This is a genomic window from Acinetobacter sp. G11 (assembly GCF_049808495.1).
GTDB lineage: Bacteria > Pseudomonadota > Gammaproteobacteria > Pseudomonadales > Moraxellaceae > Acinetobacter > Acinetobacter kookii.
In genome coordinates this window covers 48,926-67,763 of sequence record NZ_JBNCAT010000003.1, presented here as the reverse complement: position 1 = coordinate 67,763, position 18,838 = coordinate 48,926, and the positions used below count along the sequence as shown (strand labels likewise).

The following is an 18,838-nucleotide window of genomic DNA, read 5'->3' as shown; positions in this document are numbered from 1 at the left end:
GTTTTACAATATAGACACCATTAACACGGGCTATTGGAGAAATTTATGTCTGAATTACGTCAACGCTTTTATATTGAAAATTGCCCGATTCGTGGTGAAGTCGTCCATCTGGAAAGCGTTTTGCAAACAATTCTCGCGCAGCGTGATTATCCGCAAGCCATTCAAATTCTTTTGGGGGAAATGCTCAGCGCTACCGCCTTGTTAGCGAGCACCCTGAAAATTAAAGGCCGTATCAGCCTGCAAATTCAGGCAGCGGGCACCTTTAAATGGGCAATGGCGGAATGTAATCATTTAGGCCAGTTACGCGCATCAGCCGATTATGAAGAAGATCCACGCTTTTTCCAGGCGGAAAACAGCAGTACGGTGTTTAATGCCCTGGTCAATCCGGTGCTGTTTATTAATATCGAGCCTGAATTCGGTGAACGCTATCAGGGTATTATTGCGCTTGAGCATGATACCTTGGCCGGCTGTTTAATGCAGTATTATGATTTATCAGCACAAATTCCAACAAAAATTGTGTTGGCGAGTACAGCTGAACGCTCTGGCGGTCTGCTGATTCAACTCTTGCCACGCAACAGTGAAGAAGAACAGCAACGTGTGGATGAAGACCTTTGGCCACGCCTGACCATGCTGACCGAAACCTTAAAAGCGGAAGAACTCACAGATCTTGAACCGACTGAAATTCTTTACCGTTTATATAATGAAGAAGATGTGCGTTTACCTGAAGCTGAACGATTAAGCTTTGGCTGTACCTGTTCTAAAGAACGCTGTGCCAATGCCCTGATTCAAATTGGTGTAGAGGCAGTGCGTGAAACTTTAGAGTTCCAGAATCCGATTACCATGGATTGCCAGTTCTGCAGCACCCGCTACACATTTACTGCCGAAGAAGCTTTTGGTTTATTTGGTAAACACCTCAGTTGATTTTATTCAAGTGAACAACATCAGGACAGCTATAATCGCTGTCCTTTTTTTTATCTTCGCAAAAAATTAAAAATAAAATCCATTATTTTCTTATCTTTTTTACCTCATTTTTTTACACTTGTATTTTAAATATTTTAGCGTAAAATTTCATTTCAAAATAAAGCAGAACAATCTCAAATAATGCTTTATTTTTAATACATAAAAATAAATTAATAATTGGAAATATTGACCACATGAACACAAAAATAATGCTTAGTCTATTATTACTGCTGACCTGTCCTTTTATTCATGCAAAAGCCCTTGATTTAGTGGGTACATGGAAAGCGATTGATGATAAAACAGGATATGCTCGTGCTGACGTTCTTATCACCAAGAAAGAAAATGGAGGGTATCTGGGAACAATTATCCAGGTCCATGCCATTCCAAACCGTACTGCTATTGATCATTGTGAAAAATGCAAAGGATCACTCAAAAATGCCCCTCTGATTGGCTTGCCGATATTGTCAGGATTTAGGCAAAATCCTAAAAAGACAGATGAATTTATTGATGGTCAGGTACTTGATCCCCTTTCAGGTCATGTCTATCAAGGTAAGGGACGTCTCAATACACGAGGCAATGTCCTGACCTTACGCGGCTTTATTGGAACCAGTTTGCTCGGCCGGACCGTTTCCTGGATTAGAGTGGATTAACATGCTATTCATTCAGCACAAGTTTTTATCTCCGTCCTGTTAGAAACTTGTGCATCCTCCACATGTATCATCCCAAAATCCAGTGCAACATTCATCTCTATAACTAATCAATAAATTATTTTTTATTATTCACTTAGATATATCAAAAGATAAATTTCATGATTAAAACCTATAAAAATAATAATTTTTCCTCCTGAAAAGCCATATTCTGCATTCCGGTAAAATATTCATTAAATAAAATTTTAAATCTTTAATATCGAGTTCGGGTGTTTTTTAATCAAAAGGAAATTAAAAAATAAACCACACAACACTCCCCTTTATTTATGTGACTTATTTAGCAATTTAATCATTTGATTTTATAGATACTTATCGCTATAAATTAGGCGTTTTACTCTAAAAATATAAGACATTCATTTCAACAGGGGGAATTAATGAAGAATGTATATAAAAGTGTTGTGACAGGACTACTATTAGCAAGCCTCTCTTCATTCAGTTTTGCAGCAAACGATAATGACCCTTTGGTCGGCAAATGGAAAACCATTGATGATCGTACTGGTTATTCACGTGCCGATGTAGAAATCAGTAAAAAACCGGATGGCACCTATGAAGGTATCATCGTCGAAACCCGGAGTGTGCCGGGTACAGAAAAGATGGTCATCTGTACAAACTGTCCGGGCAACTTAAAAAATAAACCCTTTATTGGTTTACCTTTTATTTGGGGATTTAAACAAAATCCGGACAATCCACGCGAATTTAACAATGGTCGCGTACTTGATCCGATTGGCGGCAAAGTTTACAAAGGCAAGGCACGGTTAAGCAGCAATGGTAAGCGTTTAACCATTCGTGGTTTTGTCGGCGTATCGGTGATTGGTCGTAGTGTGACCTGGATTAAACACTGATCTTATTGATAAATTTCGGAGGTCCCTATTGAGGGGCCTTTTTTTGTCATGATTTGAAACAATAAGGTACAGATCTATACTGTTTCAGATTTATGAAAGGCATAATAATGATTAAAACATAATCAATTTTAGCTTCTTATTTATGTCTAAAAGTCATTACGAAGTTCTTGGCATTAACCGCAATGCCACACAGGATCAAATAAAGAAAGCCTACCGGAAACTGGCCCGAAAATACCATCCTGATGTCAGCAAAGAGAGCGATGCTGAAGAAAAGATGCAAAGCATTAATGTTGCCTATGACACCTTAAGCAACGAAGAAAAAAAAGCCGAATATGATTTTCAGCTGGATCATCCTGAAGCTTTTTATCAATCCGGGGCACAGACAGGAACCGGTGGTTTTGACAATACCCAGTTCTATCGGCAGGGCTTTAATCAGCAACATTCCAATTTTAGTGGTTTTGAAGATCTGTTTGGACGTTTTGGCTCGGGTTTTGGGGGCAGTAACTATCAATACCAGAACCAGCAAAGACAGCAACAGCGCAGTTATCAAGGCGAAGATCAGCATGCCAGTATAGAAATTGATCCTGAAATTGCTTATCACGGTACAACCCAACGGATTACCTTGCAGATTCCCACTTTAAATGCTTATGGAGAACCTGAAGTTCAACGCAAGACCTTACAGGTGAAAATCCCCAAAGGCATGAAAGAAGGTCAACACATTCGTCTGAATGGCCAAGGTCAGAGTGGCATTAATGGCGGCAAAAATGGGGATTTGTACATTGAAATTCATTACAAGGATACTGCCCAGATTCGGGTTGAAGGGGCCGATGTTTATTACAGCGTGAACATTGCCCCCTGGGAAGCTGCACTGGGGCAAAGCATTGAAATCTCTACGCCCGAAGGTAAAAAAATTCAGGTAAATGTGCCTAAAAATGCCAAAACTGGTCAACAGTTAAGGCTCAAGGACCAAGGAATTCCAAGCAAAGTCCCCGGCCATCTCTACCTGGTTTTAAATATTGTGTATCCAGCTGCGCAAACTGAACATGAACAGCAGGCTTATCAAGCTTTTTCCGAAGCTTTTGCAACATTTAAGCCGCGCAATGATTAAGGAGAACATCATGACGACTATTCATTATCGTGAAATTATATCTGATGAGTTTAATCCTGCAGATGTCATTGATGAACATTACAGTTTTGATTTAAAGCATTTTGCTGATGCGTGCGGGCAAAGTCCGGAATGGGTTTTACAACTCCTTGAATACGATATTCTGGACACGCGTCCAGAAGAAAGAATTCATCAATTTTTTGGTGATGATGTTTCGCGTGCACGTCGGGCCTACCGTTTGCAGCGCGACTTCGATGCCAGCTTTTCTGCGGTGGCAATGATGCTCGATTTGATTGATGAAGTGCAACAATTACGTAAACAGGTCAAGCACTTAAATGTAAAAGGCAATTAAGGCTACTTTGCTGTCTCCACCGTACCGTTTATAGATCAGGTATGTGGTGGTTATTTTGTTCTGAAATTCAACGCTGGAGAATAATCTAGGCTTATGAAAACCAAAGAATGCAATAAGAAAGTGAAGAGAATGTTTCCTGAACATCAGGAATTGATCCATAAACTACGGCATGATGATCCTCATTTCGCAAAAATATTTGAGAGTCATCAGGAACTTGATAAGGAGATCGCGCAGCTTGAGCTTAATCCGGTGAATTTAATTAATGACGATATTGATTCATTAAAACGCAAGAAACTTAAAATGAAAGATGAAATTTATAAAATTCTGTCCCAGAATGCTCAAGCAGGTTGATCTTGTCGCAAACTGCCAATGGCCAAGACCATTCTGGATTTAATTGAGCTGTACTGATGGCACATCAAACACAATAAGTCCGGATAAAAATGTGATAAAAACTGACCTACTATTTAAACTTGGTCAGTTTTTCAACTTCTTTCATGGTTTCTTTGACCGATTGCTTAATCGGCTGATAGTTTAAAAACCAGAACAGGTTCACGTGTTGATCCTGATGCTGTTGGGCCAGTAAATCGATGACGCTCTTTTCCCCACGCCCCACCAGATGGCGACGATAAAAATAATAAACCAGCAGTAGTGTAGTAAGCAGCATCACAATCAGCATGCTCCAAAACCCGGTTGGAGATTTTAAGCCTGGAATAAACTCAAAATTCATTCCATACACCCCAGTCAATAAGGTTAGAGGGGCAAATATCGCGGTAATAATGGCCAGAATACGCATATTTTCATTGGTCTGGTTGGCAATTGCAGAGAAATGCAAATCGATGGCTGCCTGAATGGAAGCGCGCAGTCGAACTGTATGCTTTTGAATTCGTTCGACATGGCTAACTAAATCATTCATCCGTACCAACATAATGTCTTGCCGTTCAGACTTTTTCTTGCCTTTTAAATGTGGGTAATTATCGACAATTTCATCGCGCAGTTCTTGCAAGGTATCAATCTGTTCTTCGCAGAGATTTTCTACTTGCTGAAAAGACATGCTTTCCTGTAATAACTGATCCCATTTGGTAAATCTGCGATGGCCCTGCAGTAATTCTTGCTGCCAAAACTCTACACGTCGGGTCAAAGGTACACGCAAATCTAAATAGCCATCTACTATGCTATTCAGCAAGCGTAAAGCCAAATCTAAAGGTGTAGTAGAAACTTTACGTGATTTGTTTTGCTCCTGCACAGAACGGGTAAAATTCATTTCTATCCGTGAGATATAATTCTCAACCGCCCTGTTGCCTTGTTCACGCACCGTAATCAGCACCTGAGGGGTCATGATAAAACTCACCGGTGTGGTAGCTAGACCAAACATCTTTTCATGCTGTTCCAGCGCTTGTGCTCCGGTTTTTATATCGTCATCCGGAGTGATCAGTTTACGGAAAATCAGCAGGTCATAATCTTCCAAAGTATCGAAGCTGCAGGGATGCTCCAGATTTAAAATATCTTTCACATGAAATTCATTTAATATTAGCTGAGTATATTGATAGATGTCTTTTTGCCATTCATCCGCACGATTCACCACATCTTCCCGGGTGCAATCAATCCACAGGAAGACCGGTTCAGCAGTAGCATTTTGGTCTTTTTGTACAAAAATATGCTGTTCGGTGGGATGTTGGTAGAAATAATAAACCTGCATATCAGCAATTCTCTAGGGTGCTTTTTTATTGTCTGATTGATGGAAATTTCAATAATTCAATCTGCAATAAAATTATCAGCGGTGCGAAAGTGTTAAGCAATAACATACAATTGAATTGGCATATTTGAAATCAAATTTTATGACTGCCCACAAAAAAGCCCTGAGCCAGCCAAAGGAATTTCTTTGGCAAAGCTCAAGGCTTTTCATCGTTTTGATTCACATGAGCTTAGTCATGTGAAACTCAAACACTTATGCTTGTTCGATGTCTTTCATAGTCAGTTTGATACGACCACGGTTGTCGACATCAGCAACCTGAACCTTGATTTCCTGACCTTCAGACAATACGTCTGAAACATTGGCAATGCGTTCGTTCGAAATTTGAGAGATGTGAAGCAAACCGTCAGTACCTGGAAGGATGTTGACGAATGCACCGAATTCAACGATACGGATCACTTTACCGGTATAGATTGTACCTGGTTCGATTTCAGCAGTAAGCGCCTGGATTTTTGCAACCGCAGCCATCGCAGCAGCTTTAGTTTCACCAAATACGCGAACTGTACCGTTGTCTTCAATGTCGATTGCTGCTTTGGTTTCTTCAGTGATTTGACGAATCGTCGCGCCACCTTTACCAATCACGTCACGGATTTTGTCAGGGTTGATGCTGATCACCTGGAATGTAGGCGCGTGCATCGAAATTTCAGGACGGGCACGTGAAATCACCTGGTTCATCGCATTCAGGATATGCATACGACCTGCATACGCTTGGTTTAATGCAACTTCCATGATCTCTTCAGTGATACCTTCAATCTTGATATCCATTTGAAGTGCAGTAATACCGTTAGCAGAACCTGCAACTTTAAAGTCCATGTCGCCAAGGTGGTCTTCATCACCTAGGATGTCAGAAAGCACTGCGAAACGCTCGCCTTCTTTGACCAGACCCATTGCAATACCGGCAACTGGTGCTTTAAGTGGAACACCTGCGTCCATCAGTGATAAAGAAGCACCACATACAGAAGCCATTGAAGATGAACCGTTCGATTCCGTAATGTCAGATACAATACGGATCACGTACGGGAAGCGGTCAGCTGCAGGAAGAACCGCTTGAACACCACGACGCGCCAGACGACCGTGACCAATCTCACGACGTTTAGGACCAGATTCACGACCTGTTTCACCTACAGAGTATGCAGGGAAGTTGTAGTGCAACATGAAGTTGTCAGTTTTTGTACCTGCTAATGTATCTACCATTAACGCATCACGTGTATTACCCAGAGTCGTTGTTACCAATGCCTGAGTTTCACCACGTGTGAACAATGCAGAACCGTGTGCACGGTCTAGAACGCCAACCTGTACGTCAAGGGCACGAACGGTTTTGGTATCACGGCCGTCAATACGTGGTTTGCCTGACAAGATGTTGTCACGTACGGTACGGTATTTAAGATCTTCAAACAGTTCGTTCAAGTCATCTGCAATACCGGTTTCGTCATTTTCTGGAACGAACTGAGCAACTGCTTCAGCTTGTAATGCATCCAATGCTGCATAACGGTCTTGTTTAATTGCAATCGTATACGCTTCAGAAATTTTTGCTTCGAACGCTTCTTTAAGTTTCGCGCGAAGGTCTTCGTTTTTAGCAGGAGCAGTCCAAGTCGATTCTGTTGCACCCGCAGCCGCAGCAAATTCTTTAATGGCTTGGATGGCAATTTGCATTTCGTCATGACCGAAAAGCACAGCGCCCAACATCTGGTCTTCAGAAAGTTCTTTCGCTTCAGATTCAACCATCAATACTGCAGATTCTGTACCCGCAACCACCAGGTCAAGGTCAGATTCTTTTAATTGCTCAAAGCTTGGGTTAAGAACGTATTCACCGTTGATTAAACCTACACGTGCCGCACCGATTGGACCACGGAAAGGCGTACCTGCAATTGCAAGCGCAGCAGAAGTACCAAGCATTGCAGCGATGTCAGCTTCCATCGTCTTGTCAGAAGATACAACAGTCGCAGTGACCTGGATTTCGTTGTAGTAACCTTCTGGGAACAATGGACGGATTGGACGGTCGATCAGGCGTGAAATTAAAGTTTCAGATTCAGACGCACGGCCTTCACGTTTACCGTAACCACCCGGAATACGACCAGCAGCATATTGTTTTTCTTGATAGTTAACAGTCAATGGGAAGAAGTCCTGACCTGCTTTAGCAGTCGGTTGAGCAACCACGGCAACCAGTACGGTTACACCGCCCATAGTAATCATAACGGTGTTGGCTTGACGCGCAACACGACCTGTTTCCAGTACAACTTGATGTTGACCAAATTGGAATTCTTTACGAACAATATTAAACATTGACATGTATTTTTCTTTCCTAGTTCTTTTGAACAGTTATTCTAGTGGAGACCCCTAAGGTTTGGCATTCACATCAACTGCATAAATGACAAAGCTTAGAAGCCGACCTCACTAGACTATAAAAATGTATGAATACACTATTTTTAAACACAAAGAAGGAGCGAAACAATCGCCCCTTCCCCATTACCTAACCAAGGCCAGGTATATTCTTAATTTTCAGTAATACGGCATTTAACATGCAATAGTCCGAAAAAATAAGTTTAATCGAATTAACGACGTAAACCTAAAGCAGCGATCAAAGCGCTGTAACGAGTAGCGTCTTTACCTTTAAGGTAGTCAAGAAGCTTACGACGTTGGTTAACCATACGGATAAGACCGCGACGGCTATGGTGGTCGTGTTTGTGTTCTTTAAAGTGACCTTGCAAATCATTGATTTGGGCAGTTAAAAGAGCTACTTGAACTTCAGGTGAACCAGTGTCGTTTTCAGCGCGAGCAAATTTAGCAACGATCTCTGCGCGATCTGCGTTTGTTAAAGCCATTCGATTTCTCCGAGATGCTTAAAAATTACATTTGATAGAAATCAATTGATTTCTCAATTGACTGCCGTGCATCACTACAGCAAGTGCGTTATTTTAAGGGAAAATCCGGGGGATTGCAAAAAGAGAAACCGCTTTTCATCTTTTTATATCAATCGATTGAAAAAGCTTTATTTTTTTCCTTTCTTTGATTCTACTTTGAATTTATACCTAGCCTGTTAACGTTCATTCAAAAAACCGGGGAAACTGTGTTACAGATGAAAAGCGCCTATTTTGATTTTTTCCTTATGGATGCATGATAGAAAAAAGCCCAAGCTGGGCTTGGGCTTTTTTTTGCGCTGTAGTTTCTTATGTTTTAATTATTATTCTTTTATTTATAGTCATAATTTACGCTTTTCGCGCTTATCGTTATAAACATTCCGTGTGTAAAGCTTTACTTCCTTATGTGGTAGATTCTGCCACAAAACATTGTGTAAAAAAGTCGACTTTCTCGTATCTACTTGTAAGTATTTTCGTACACTAATTATTATTTTTTATATTCCACACAACTCCAAAAACCTATCTTATGCAATTAAATCAAAAACTTAAAATCAAACAAAAATTTAACTTATACAAAAGCGCACCTGTCTGCCATATTTTATTTTGACTTATACCACAATCATTTAATAGTGTTCATTTCAGCCAATCATTTTTGTAATAAATCGCTTAATTGTGCATATAAAAAAGCCCTGTAGTCTCTCCCAAAACTACAAGGCTTAGCGGCTGTAAGTTTCCTCTTTATCCTTACTTCATTGTAAGTTCGCTGTCTTTCGACATTATTATTATATGATGGCGATTTTACTCAACTTTCCGTGTTGAGCTTTTTATGTGCAGCAATCATCTCAAAAACATTCCTAAAGCTCTATGCGCCAATTTCTCGAATCGTTGTAAGTAATTTCGTACAAAAAACCTGATTATTCATTTATGATTAACAATTTAGTGAATTGTTAATTTTATCTAACACACCACTTTTTCTTATGGTTTTGATGGTTAAAGCTTGTACAAAAGCCTCTTGATCAGCCAGCACACTCACCACTTTTTTGGCACGGGTAATTGCAGTATACAGTAATTCTTTACTGAGCAAATTTTTCGCAGCCTCATCCAACACCACTGCGGTATGAGTAAATTCCGAACCTTGTGATTTATGAATGGTCAATACAAATGCCGTTTCAATACTTTTCGGTAAGCGGGTTGCCGGCACCCATTTTTCCAGACTCGGGAAATAAACTTCAAACTGTGACTGTCCATCTCGGCTACGCTTAAAACAGATCCCGATGTCTCCGTTCGACAAGCCCAGTTGATAATCGTTATAGGTCATCATGACCGGACGACCGACATACCAGTCGCCTTGCTTGCTCATCAGTAGCGATAAAGCCTCCAGTAAACGCTGTTCAATTTGCTGGTTCAATTGGCTTAAACCGAAGGCACCATGGCGAATAGCCGCCAAAATCCGGTAATCATCAAAGGTCTTGACCACCTGAGCGACCCAAAACTCAGGTTCATCAGCGGTTAAATAGCTTTTCAGCACTTCAATATAAGGCTGGTAACCCAACATTAGTTTGTCGTAATACGCTGTCCGGTCAAATTGCCTGGACAAATGAGCAGGAAGGTATTCCAGCTGGATCTGATCCGCCATTTCAGCCTGCAAGGATACCGCCCGGATTTCACCCGGAGCAACCACTTGCTTGGCAAACTGCTCGAGTAATGCTGCAGCGTTTAGTCTGGATTCTTGCTCTTGAATAAATTTGGCCATTTGCCCAATCAATGCCCCCGCTTTAAAACGGCGACTGTTTACCAGATGAACGCGATTTTCAGCCAGAGCCGGGACATTTTGTAAGTCGGCCAACACGGCTCCCACGTCCACTGCGGCCAGCTGGTCAGCATCGCCCAGTAAAATCAGGCGGGCCTGATCCGGTACTGCTGATAGCAACATATTGGCCATACTCAAGTCCAGCATGGAGGCTTCATCCACCACAATCACGTCATAGGGCAAAGGCTGCTGGGCATGAAAACGTGGCTGATAGCTGGTTCCCAACTCCAATAAACGGTGAATGGTAATGGGATTCAGCTGCCTGAGCTCATCCGTCACCAGGTCTTGCAATTTTTCATCATTGAGTGAGTTTTGCAGCGCTTCTTTCATGCGCTGTGCAGCCTTACCGGTCGGTGCAGCCATGGCAATGCGAATATTTGGCATGGCCTGATTCAGCACGGCAATAATTCGCGCCAAGGTATAGGTTTTTCCAGTTCCCGGCCCGCCGGTAATGATATTCAGTGCCTGCTTCGCCACCATCTGCAAAGCCTGGATTTGATATGGGTCAGTGATTAAATCTGGATAAGCGGCAAGATCAACTGCTGCAATGGTTTGCTGTTTGAGACGTGCCACTTGCTGAGCCAGAGACTGCTCCATCGCCCAGTAACGATATAGATACAGATGCTGCTGATCAAAAACAAAAGGCGCGATCTGATCTTGCATATTGCCTTGAATATTTTCAGCCAAAACCACTAAATCATGCAGCGTATCCGCTTGCTGCCGAGTTGCAGAAATACAACTGTCGCCGTGTTGAACTGCTTGCAGAACCTGTTCAATAATATCGCTGTTATCTTCGTCCTGCGGTACATGGCTAAACGGCTGCTGGCGAATAAACCGACTCCAAGTGCTGATCCATGCAGCACTTTGATCATCTTTATACTGTTTATTTTCCACACAGTTATCCTCAAAGTTATCCACAGCTTAATCTATTGTTTAAAAGCTATTAATTTTGACAATTTAGGCACTTTTGCTGCTTTTATCTTCAGCAAAACAGCCTAAAATCGCATCAAGCCGCAGTATAAATTCGGCCTCCGGCTTCCAGTGATAAAAGCCCTGTTCCGCCTGTCCGTTCATGCCGCGCAAATACAGATAACTTGCGCCGCCCAAATGTTTTTCAATGTCATAGTCCTGCATGTGGACCGTTAAATAGCGGTGCAACGCGACCAGATACAAACCGGCCTGCAGCCAGTAGCTGGCCTGCGACATGCTCTGCCTAATTTCCACCTCCAGATAATGCGACTGATCGGTGCCTAAAAAGTTACTTTTATAATCGGCAATGTGATAGTGCTGGCCATCAAAATACACCAAATCGATGGAGCCGGTGAGATAGCGTGCCGAATTGGCCGGGTTAAAATCCAGCATGTCAATGCCATGTTCTGCATACAATTGATGGATACGCTGGATGGCCAGAACATGGTCCGACAGGGACAGATAAAAGGGAAATTCGGCCAGATATTCATGTTCATCCAGCTGATTGAGCTGAAAATCCTGATGCAGAGGCGTTGTTAACACCTCGGCTAGCCATTCGCCCATCCAGCCAATCAGCTGTTCTTCATCTGCTTGCTGAAACTCCTGCTCATATTTTGCAGTAAGTTCTAACCATAAACCAGGATAATCATTTTTAAAGCGACGGCGAATTTCCAGCGGCCAGTCTTGCTGATCTTTAAAATCAATATGTTCAAAAATTTCATGCAAGAAAGTTCCAGCGACCGTTCCCATCGGAAAATTCCGCTTGATCCACGACAGCGGTTGTATTGATGTCGTTTCAATCGGCTCAAGCAGATGGATTTCATCTGCAGCACTTGGCATTTGTTCGGTATTTACCGCCAAGGCATCCATAGCCTGTTTACGGCTTAAATGCTGTGCCAAGGCACTGAAACTGGTTTTGGAACGTGGATAAAACCGCTGTGCCGGAAACTCCAAAGCCTGTAAAGGCAAAGGTTCGGGTTGATGTTTGGCCTGCAACTTCACCGGTCTTTCATTAAGCAATGCTTCGTCAGTACTGGCAGGATGCACAAAGTCTTGCCCACGCCAGAAAGCCAAACCATGACTGGACTTGCCTTCTTGATCCTGCAACATGGCATAGACTCGATGGCTGGCCCTAGTCAGCGCCACATACCAAAGCCGGTGTTGCTCTGCGACAGCACGGGCATTGTGTTGATCAACGGCATTTTGATCCAGCAAGTTTTTGTCATTCACCGCAACCACACGCTGAATGTCCACTTTCCCCGTCACCGGATGCACATGCTCGACGGTGGAAAAATTCAGGGTTTTGTTCATTTCCCTAAAGTCTTTATCCGCCCCCAGCAAAAACACAATTTTAAACTCCAGCCCTTTGGACTGGTGGATGGTCATCAGCTGCACCCCAGCCTCATTCGACAGTTTGCGTTCCAGCTCCCACTCGCGTTCCGCCGGAGATTGCAGCTGTTTCAGATACCAGTGATACAGTTTTTGTGCGCCCTGATACTGTTCACTGTGCTGACACAATAATTCGGTCAGATGACGCAGATTGACCACGCTGCGTTCATTATCGCGGCTTTGGGTGGCGACCAGGTTTTTCCAGACCTGAAACAGGTTCAGACAGTATTGCCACGCGGTTAAAAAGCCTTTTTGCAGCCACATTTCCCGAATGCAGTCGAAGTCGTAAATGAACTGGCTCAAGCCATCGGCCTGGGCTTCCAGCTGTATCAATTGCTGTAAATTGAAACCCAATAAACGGCTGAGCAAGGCGCGCTTGATTTTGCCTTCGTCATAAGGATGCATGATGGCAGCCAGTACTGCCCCCACATCCTTGGCAACTGCATGGTCAAACACACTGCGCTTGGAAGGACGATTGACCCGAATGCCCAGACGTTCCAGTTCATACTGGGCTTTATCCAGACCGTCATGGTTTTTCGATAAAATCGCGATGTCATTTTCAGTCAGGTATCTGGGACCGGTTTTTTCTGCCAGATAGAGTTTTTCTGCAATGCCCTGATTAAGTAAGTCGCGAATTTTCCAGGCCACCTGCAGCGGCTCATGCTTTTTATCATTCAATAATAGCCAGCGTAGCGGCTGATGATTTTCACCCTGTGCATCGATGAGTGCCGGATGGGGACGCGAACCGGCTTCAACCGGGCTATAAATCACCTCTTCACCAAAATCCATCTGCCGCTGAAACAGGGCATCCACAGCCTGCACCAGCACTTTAACCGAACGGTGATTGTGGCGCAGGCTGTATTGCCGTCCCTGTTTGGACAGCACATCGGCACGGGCTTTGTTATAGGTCAGCATGTCGCCGCCACGGAAACCGTAAATCGCCTGTTTCGGGTCTCCGACCATAATCATGCAGCCCTGCATATAGCGTTTCTGGTCGCGCCAGATCCGCGCCAGCATATTGTCTTGATCCTGGTTGGTATCCTGAAATTCATCCACCAGAATCAGGGGATAACGGGCTTGCACAAACTTGGCAAAGCGTAGTCCCTGCTCGCCTTGCAAGGCTTCTGATAGCGTGCGAATCTGCTGGGCAAAAGTGGTTTCGCTTTTCTGCTGCAGCACTTGCGGCAGGCGTTTTTTCACTTCTTGACTTAAATAAAACTTCAAATAGGCATCCAGCAAATCCAGATCCAGATTGAGCTGGGACAAAGCCTCGCAAAAACTTTTTAACGCTTGCATCACCGGATGCTGTTCAAACTGATGTAGCACCTCTTCTGCACATTTATTCAGAACTTTTTTGGTCGCCAGATCGGTCAGATTTTTCAGGGTGGTTTCAAAATGCGGGGCAAATAAGGCATAGCAGCGCTGTTCAGCCAAAGCCTGGATAAAAGCCGGTAAATCGTCACACAAGCTACGTTGCATCAAGCCATCGGTGCGCCATTTTTTGCCAATAACCGAATGATATTGACCCTCTGCCGAATAATAATCGCTCAGGCTAGCAATCAGGCTTAAATCCAGCTGAATAAATTCATCCACCAGTTGCTCAAACTGGTTTAAATCCAGCTCGGGTGCCTGCACTTCCTGAAACTGTGCCGAGGCAAAGTTCAGGCTATTTTCCACCACCGGCACATAGGCATCCTGCGACTTCAGCTTTTGATTCAGCAGCAGATAATCGACCACATTCTGCGGCTGCAACTGAATCCATTCACGCAGCACATCATGAATCAGCTGATAAGTATAGCTTTTGGCATCATCGGTAATATCGGCCCGTTCAATTTTTCCGCTTTCAAAGGAAAATTCGCGCAGCAGCTTTTGGCTGAAACTGTCCAGTGTGCCAACAAACAGTTCATCCAGCTGGTCAATCACCAGTTTTAAACGTTCACGGGCAAAATCCACTCGCGTGACATACTCGCTTAAAACTTTCTGGAATAGAGGATCGGATTCAGCTGCTAATTTGGTCTGAAGCTCCGCTTGGGTCAGGGTTTGACAGCTGTCGAAATAACGCAGGGTTTCCACCAGCCGTGCCCGGATACGGTTTTTCAGCTCTGCGGCGGCGGCACGGGTAAAGGTGGTGGCAATGACCTGATTGGGCAGATACGGGCCAAGAAAAATCCGCACCATCAGACTGGACAGGGTAAAGGTCTTTCCGGTACCGGCTGAAGCCTCAATCCAGTGCAAGCCCTTGAATTGCATGTCCACAATCGGGTTAAACGACATTAGGTGTATTGTTTGAGGATGGTTCATATTCTTTTTTATTCTTTAATCGCCTGTTGATGCATAAACACCGGTTGATAGAGCTGATAGGAAAATTGTGCGCAGGCATCTTCCAGCAAGGCGGTGGCATCCTGTTCCTGTAAAATAAACTGCCAGTCGCGGTGCATTTGGGTGGCTTCGTTATCCGTCACCGAAAAACCGCTAAACTTGCCATCTTCATGCCAGTCTTTATAGATCACATCCATATCGTCAATGCACATCTGGTTGTGTTCATTCGGCTGCCAGTCATGTTCTTTATCTTTTTCAGCAATTTTCAGCAGCAAGGCGGCTGGCAACACCAACGGCTGGCTTTGCCCATATTTCCAGGCGGCCAGCCAGTGATTCAGCCATTCACGGGCTTTATTCGAGGTCACGCCATGACATAAAATGGTCCGGTCACTGAACACCACAATCCGCGCCAGTTTTTCACCGCCATTCCCTAAATTCAGATAGGCCAGCCAGAGCAGATATTCCAGCCAGACTTTGGCACGACGCTTGGCACGCGCGCTTGAAGCATCCAGGCTGACCCATTTTTCTGCACTGTTTTTCGGTAAATGAATGTTCATATACACATGATCATTCACCTTCCACACTTGCTGTGTGGTCGGGGTCACTTCAGGGGCATATTTCAGCAAGCGGTCTTTTAAACGCTGCTGTTCAACCACACTCATTTGCCAGCTGCTTTGTTGCAGTTTGCCTATCGGCAGCTGATCCATCAGCAACTCAGGCTGTGCCGTACCCTGCTGTTTTTGCAGGAACTGGCGCACGGCATAACGCCCCAAACCATCCAGCAACAAGGGTTCCTGTACGGCAGGCAGATCTTCAGGACGCAGATTTTCCACGCCCAAGGTTTTTAAATATAACCGTGCCGGGAAAGTGACGTCCTGAATCCACTGATGACTGTCTAGCACCAAGACATCCTGCTGCAGATGCTGATAAGGCGTATTCACCCATGACGAACGCTGTCCGCTGGCATGCCGAATCTGTCCCGCCACACAGAACCACTGGTCCTGATATCGCACCGGTCGGGCCGATTCAAATCCGACCGGATCAAAAGGCAATAAAGGATGCACATGATACAGCGAGCGTAGTTGCTCTGGCACTTCCACACCATTGATCTCTACAGTGGCATCAGTTTGGTTGTCCGCTTGTTTGCTCTGAACGATAAAAGCCAGATGCTGCACCAGTTCCTGCACCACGGTGGAGGGATCACGCACTTCTCCATCGTTAATGTCAAAGCCGTTATAAAACAGCCACAGGTTGTCCTGAGCCAGCAGCAGATGGTCTAAAAATGCGCCCTGATCATCTTCCAGACGCGAACGGTCGCCGAGCTGGGGCTTCAGCAAATCCATCAAATCAAAAGGCAAATGCTGGCTACGATTGGGAAACTTGCCGCTGTCCAGTCCAAGTATCACAATCAGTTTATATGGTACAGGGCGAATCTGTCCGATCTGGCTAAAGGTAATCTGCCCGGTCGGTTCGGCATGGTCCAGCTGCATTTCCAGGGTGTTGTTAATTTCTGCCAGTAAATACGGCAGAGGCAAACTTAAACTGCGCAAGGCATGATGATCGTGCTCATCGTAGAAACTGGCCAGGGTCAGCATCCGTTCCTGTTTTTTGATGATTTTATACACGGTCGATAAGGACTCGACACCAGTTTCTTCAAACTCGGCAATATCCTGCATCAGACATTTAAGCCACTGTTCAACTGGTACATTTTGGCCTTGTTCGTGCGCAATCATCCAGTCACGGCGTGCGTCAAAATCCTGATAAATTTGGATTAGTTTGCCAATCAGCTCAAAATCGCTGGGCAGGACTTGGGCAAAACTCAGCGTGCCCTGAAACAGGCGATGCTCAGGAATGGCAATCCCCAATGCAAGACGATCCAGCGCAAATTTAAAACTGAAACGGTAATCTTCATCGCCTTCACACAGGCTACGTTTTAAATGCTCGGCATCCAGCCCACGTTTAAAGCCGGCAGCAACGAGCAACTCCGTGATGCGTTCAATGGCGTTGACCTCTAAGCCATAGCACTGCTGGGTCGCATTCAGGCTCAGCCAGTCGGCAAAATCTTCAATGCTGAAACGTCCCTGAACCAGTTCAATCCGGCCCAGTACCGCTCGCCAGGCATTCAAGGCATCCAGCTGGGCCACACCGGCAATTTGAATCGGCAGATACACACTGTCTCTGGACAGTTGATGACGACTGCCCGCTTTTTGCTGGATCAGGTCACGTTCGCTCGGCGGCGGTGCAAATACGCTACGGATTAGCGGTTCCAGCTCGCTTAGACTTGGACTGAGGACCAGAATGTCACTTGGTCGACGTGGCGCTTCTTTGCTGCCCTGTGCCAGCCAGTGAATCAGCTGTTCTTTTAAAACTTCCAGTTGGCGCAAACTGGAATGGCAGACATGAATCTGGATGGAATCATCCTGTTCATCCAGCACATATTGATGCTGCTCTGGCTCCACCAGATACAAGATATCGGACTGGATTTTACCAAGCAGATGATCTTTATATTCATCAATAAAGGCATCTGCCCAGACCCCATCTTCCCCCGACGACAAGTTTGATAACAGGGAGAAATGGTCACGTGCCTGCTTACCAAAACGGGTCAATAAAGGATGACGCGACTCACGCTGCTCTGCATTGAAATTTAAGGTAAATTCCTGAAAAAACTGTTCAATATCGGCATCGCTGGCTTTGGGATTTTTGGCAATAAAGCGCTCTTTTACCCGCAGGTCATAGCGTGCTTTCCAGTTCGGATCGACACTGTCGGCCCAATATTCCTGTGACGGGTTATAGTGCAGAATATAGATATCAAGGTACTGTCCCAGACGGCGTAAAAACGCCAGCTGCATGGGAGGCAAATCCAGCAAGGTAAAAATCACCAGCTGTTGCGGCAATCTTTTGAGTGCCGCCTTGCGTGTCTCCGGATTATCCAGAACCTCCCAGAACATGGCATCAATACTTTGCATCTGTTCAAAGTCCTGATGAAACACTTCCTGCCACAGCCAGCGCTGCCAGGCTTCCAGTTCACGGGCCTGATTCAGGGTAAATTCAGAAATGTCGCTATTGGTTTTAAAGAACATGTCCTCAATTGGAAGTTCCTTATTTTGTCCCCAAGCCTGCAACCAGTTAGTTGGACAGCTGCACATCTGCGCGGGACAGTTTTTCTGGCAATACCCGCGATATTCCATGTAATGGCTAAACAGGCGCGAAACCTGCTCTGCCACCCAATACAGCATGCCCTGCTTTTTCAGCTGTTTTTCGATGCCCTGTTCCAGGCGGTCAGCGCTGTCATAAATGCGCTGGACGATGGAATGCAAAGGATGATCAAGCTGTAAAGGATTCTGTTCACTCTGGATAAAGGCTTTCAGCGCCTGAAACACGCGCCACTTGATAATAATTCGCGGAATATTGGCTTTACGTACCTGTTCTTTTTGATCGACCAGTACCCATTGATAGGCGGACCACTGGAAACCGCGAATCCGGTGATGAAACTGTGTATTGGCACTGATGCCTTTTTGTTCGGCCAGTTTCTGGGTCAGCCAGGCTTCAACCGCATGTGACGGCACAATAAAATGTTGGGTTTGCAGCACCTGAAAAGGCGTGGTGGCAGGCTTATTCACGGTCGTCAGCATGGCGTGCACCAGCACATCAATACGCTGACTTTGAATCACATGAATGGCCATTATTGAATTACCCCAATATTTTTTAAAAATGAAACGCCTACAAAAGCATAAAGATTATTTACTATACAATGGCATCTGTCTATGTCACTTTTAG

12 protein-coding genes are annotated in these 18,838 nt (G+C 44.5%); 6 read left to right on the top strand and 6 right to left on the bottom strand.

Features of this window, described 5'->3' with window-relative positions:
• The first annotated feature begins 45 nt into the window (after nucleotides 1–45).
• The 6 genes from ACPUEY_RS02055 (at nucleotide 46) to ACPUEY_RS02030 (ending at nucleotide 4,317) form a co-directional block, all read left to right on the top strand.
• Nucleotides 46–921, top strand: coding sequence for an Hsp33 family molecular chaperone HslO (locus ACPUEY_RS02055; RefSeq protein WP_131272939.1), 876 nt, complete (start codon nucleotides 46–48; stop codon nucleotides 919–921).
• 233 nt (nucleotides 922–1,154) lie between these two features.
• Nucleotides 1,155–1,610 carry a DUF2147 domain-containing protein gene (locus ACPUEY_RS02050; RefSeq protein ID WP_425120976.1) on the top strand — a complete coding sequence of 152 codons (456 nt, stop codon included), beginning with the start codon at nucleotides 1,155–1,157 and terminating at the stop codon, nucleotides 1,608–1,610.
• Nucleotides 1,611–2,041: 431 nt separating this feature from the next.
• Complete coding sequence (locus ACPUEY_RS02045; protein WP_425120975.1) at nucleotides 2,042–2,509, top strand: DUF2147 domain-containing protein; 468 nt, start codon at nucleotides 2,042–2,044, stop codon at nucleotides 2,507–2,509.
• 142 nt (nucleotides 2,510–2,651) lie between these two features.
• Nucleotides 2,652–3,617, top strand: a complete 966-nt coding sequence (locus ACPUEY_RS02040) for a DnaJ C-terminal domain-containing protein (RefSeq protein WP_425120974.1) — start codon at nucleotides 2,652–2,654, stop codon at nucleotides 3,615–3,617.
• Nucleotides 3,618–3,627: 10 nt separating this feature from the next.
• Nucleotides 3,628–3,966, top strand: a complete 339-nt coding sequence (locus ACPUEY_RS02035; protein ID WP_092819145.1) for a chaperone modulator CbpM — start codon at nucleotides 3,628–3,630, stop codon at nucleotides 3,964–3,966.
• A gap of 93 nt (nucleotides 3,967–4,059) precedes the next feature.
• Complete coding sequence (locus tag ACPUEY_RS02030; RefSeq protein WP_092819146.1) at nucleotides 4,060–4,317, top strand: YdcH family protein; 258 nt, start codon at nucleotides 4,060–4,062, stop codon at nucleotides 4,315–4,317.
• A gap of 109 nt (nucleotides 4,318–4,426) precedes the next feature.
• Here ACPUEY_RS02030 and ACPUEY_RS02025 read toward each other — a convergent pair whose 3' ends face one another.
• The 6 genes from ACPUEY_RS02025 to ACPUEY_RS02000 all read right to left on the bottom strand — a co-directional run bounded on the left by ACPUEY_RS02025 (nucleotide 4,427) and on the right by ACPUEY_RS02000 (nucleotide 18,744).
• Complete coding sequence (locus ACPUEY_RS02025) at nucleotides 4,427–5,662, bottom strand: magnesium transporter CorA family protein (protein ID WP_425120973.1); 1,236 nt, start codon at nucleotides 5,660–5,662, stop codon at nucleotides 4,427–4,429.
• 249 nt (nucleotides 5,663–5,911) lie between these two features.
• Nucleotides 5,912–7,999, bottom strand: a complete 2,088-nt coding sequence (gene pnp, locus ACPUEY_RS02020; RefSeq protein WP_425121042.1) for a polyribonucleotide nucleotidyltransferase — start codon at nucleotides 7,997–7,999, stop codon at nucleotides 5,912–5,914.
• A 269-nt stretch (nucleotides 8,000–8,268) separates the two neighbouring features.
• Nucleotides 8,269–8,538 (bottom strand): 30S ribosomal protein S15, encoded by a 270-nt coding sequence (gene rpsO / locus ACPUEY_RS02015; protein ID WP_005007057.1) that lies wholly within the window; start codon nucleotides 8,536–8,538, stop codon nucleotides 8,269–8,271.
• A 964-nt stretch (nucleotides 8,539–9,502) separates the two neighbouring features.
• The gene (recD, locus tag ACPUEY_RS02010; protein WP_425120972.1) at nucleotides 9,503–11,278 is read right to left on the bottom strand and encodes an exodeoxyribonuclease V subunit alpha; all 1,776 of its coding nucleotides are present in this window, start codon (nucleotides 11,276–11,278) and stop codon (nucleotides 9,503–9,505) included.
• A 63-nt stretch (nucleotides 11,279–11,341) separates the two neighbouring features.
• Nucleotides 11,342–15,043 carry a UvrD-helicase domain-containing protein gene (locus tag ACPUEY_RS02005; protein WP_425120971.1) on the bottom strand — a complete coding sequence of 1,234 codons (3,702 nt, stop codon included), beginning with the start codon at nucleotides 15,041–15,043 and terminating at the stop codon, nucleotides 11,342–11,344.
• Between the two features lie 8 nt (nucleotides 15,044–15,051).
• Complete coding sequence (locus tag ACPUEY_RS02000) at nucleotides 15,052–18,744, bottom strand: exodeoxyribonuclease V subunit gamma (RefSeq protein ID WP_425120970.1); 3,693 nt, start codon at nucleotides 18,742–18,744, stop codon at nucleotides 15,052–15,054.
• Nucleotides 18,745–18,838: the final 94 nt, after the last annotated feature.

Coding starts and splice junctions, on each gene's coding strand:
- ACPUEY_RS02055 (WP_131272939.1), top strand. CDS start 46: ATGTCTGAATTACGTCAACGCTTTTATATTGAAAATTGCCCGATTCGT.
- pnp (WP_425121042.1), bottom strand. CDS start 7,999: ATGTTTAATATTGTTCGTAAAGAATTCCAATTTGGTCAACATCAAGTT.
- ACPUEY_RS02005 (WP_425120971.1), bottom strand. CDS start 15,043: ATGAACCATCCTCAAACAATACACCTAATGTCGTTTAACCCGATTGTG.
- rpsO (WP_005007057.1), bottom strand. CDS start 8,538: ATGGCTTTAACAAACGCAGATCGCGCAGAGATCGTTGCTAAATTTGCT.
- ACPUEY_RS02040 (WP_425120974.1), top strand. CDS start 2,652: ATGTCTAAAAGTCATTACGAAGTTCTTGGCATTAACCGCAATGCCACA.
- ACPUEY_RS02030 (WP_092819146.1), top strand. CDS start 4,060: ATGAAAACCAAAGAATGCAATAAGAAAGTGAAGAGAATGTTTCCTGAA.
- ACPUEY_RS02000 (WP_425120970.1), bottom strand. CDS start 18,744: ATGGCCATTCATGTGATTCAAAGTCAGCGTATTGATGTGCTGGTGCAC.
- ACPUEY_RS02035 (WP_092819145.1), top strand. CDS start 3,628: ATGACGACTATTCATTATCGTGAAATTATATCTGATGAGTTTAATCCT.
- ACPUEY_RS02050 (WP_425120976.1), top strand. CDS start 1,155: ATGAACACAAAAATAATGCTTAGTCTATTATTACTGCTGACCTGTCCT.
- ACPUEY_RS02045 (WP_425120975.1), top strand. CDS start 2,042: ATGAAGAATGTATATAAAAGTGTTGTGACAGGACTACTATTAGCAAGC.
- ACPUEY_RS02025 (WP_425120973.1), bottom strand. CDS start 5,662: ATGCAGGTTTATTATTTCTACCAACATCCCACCGAACAGCATATTTTT.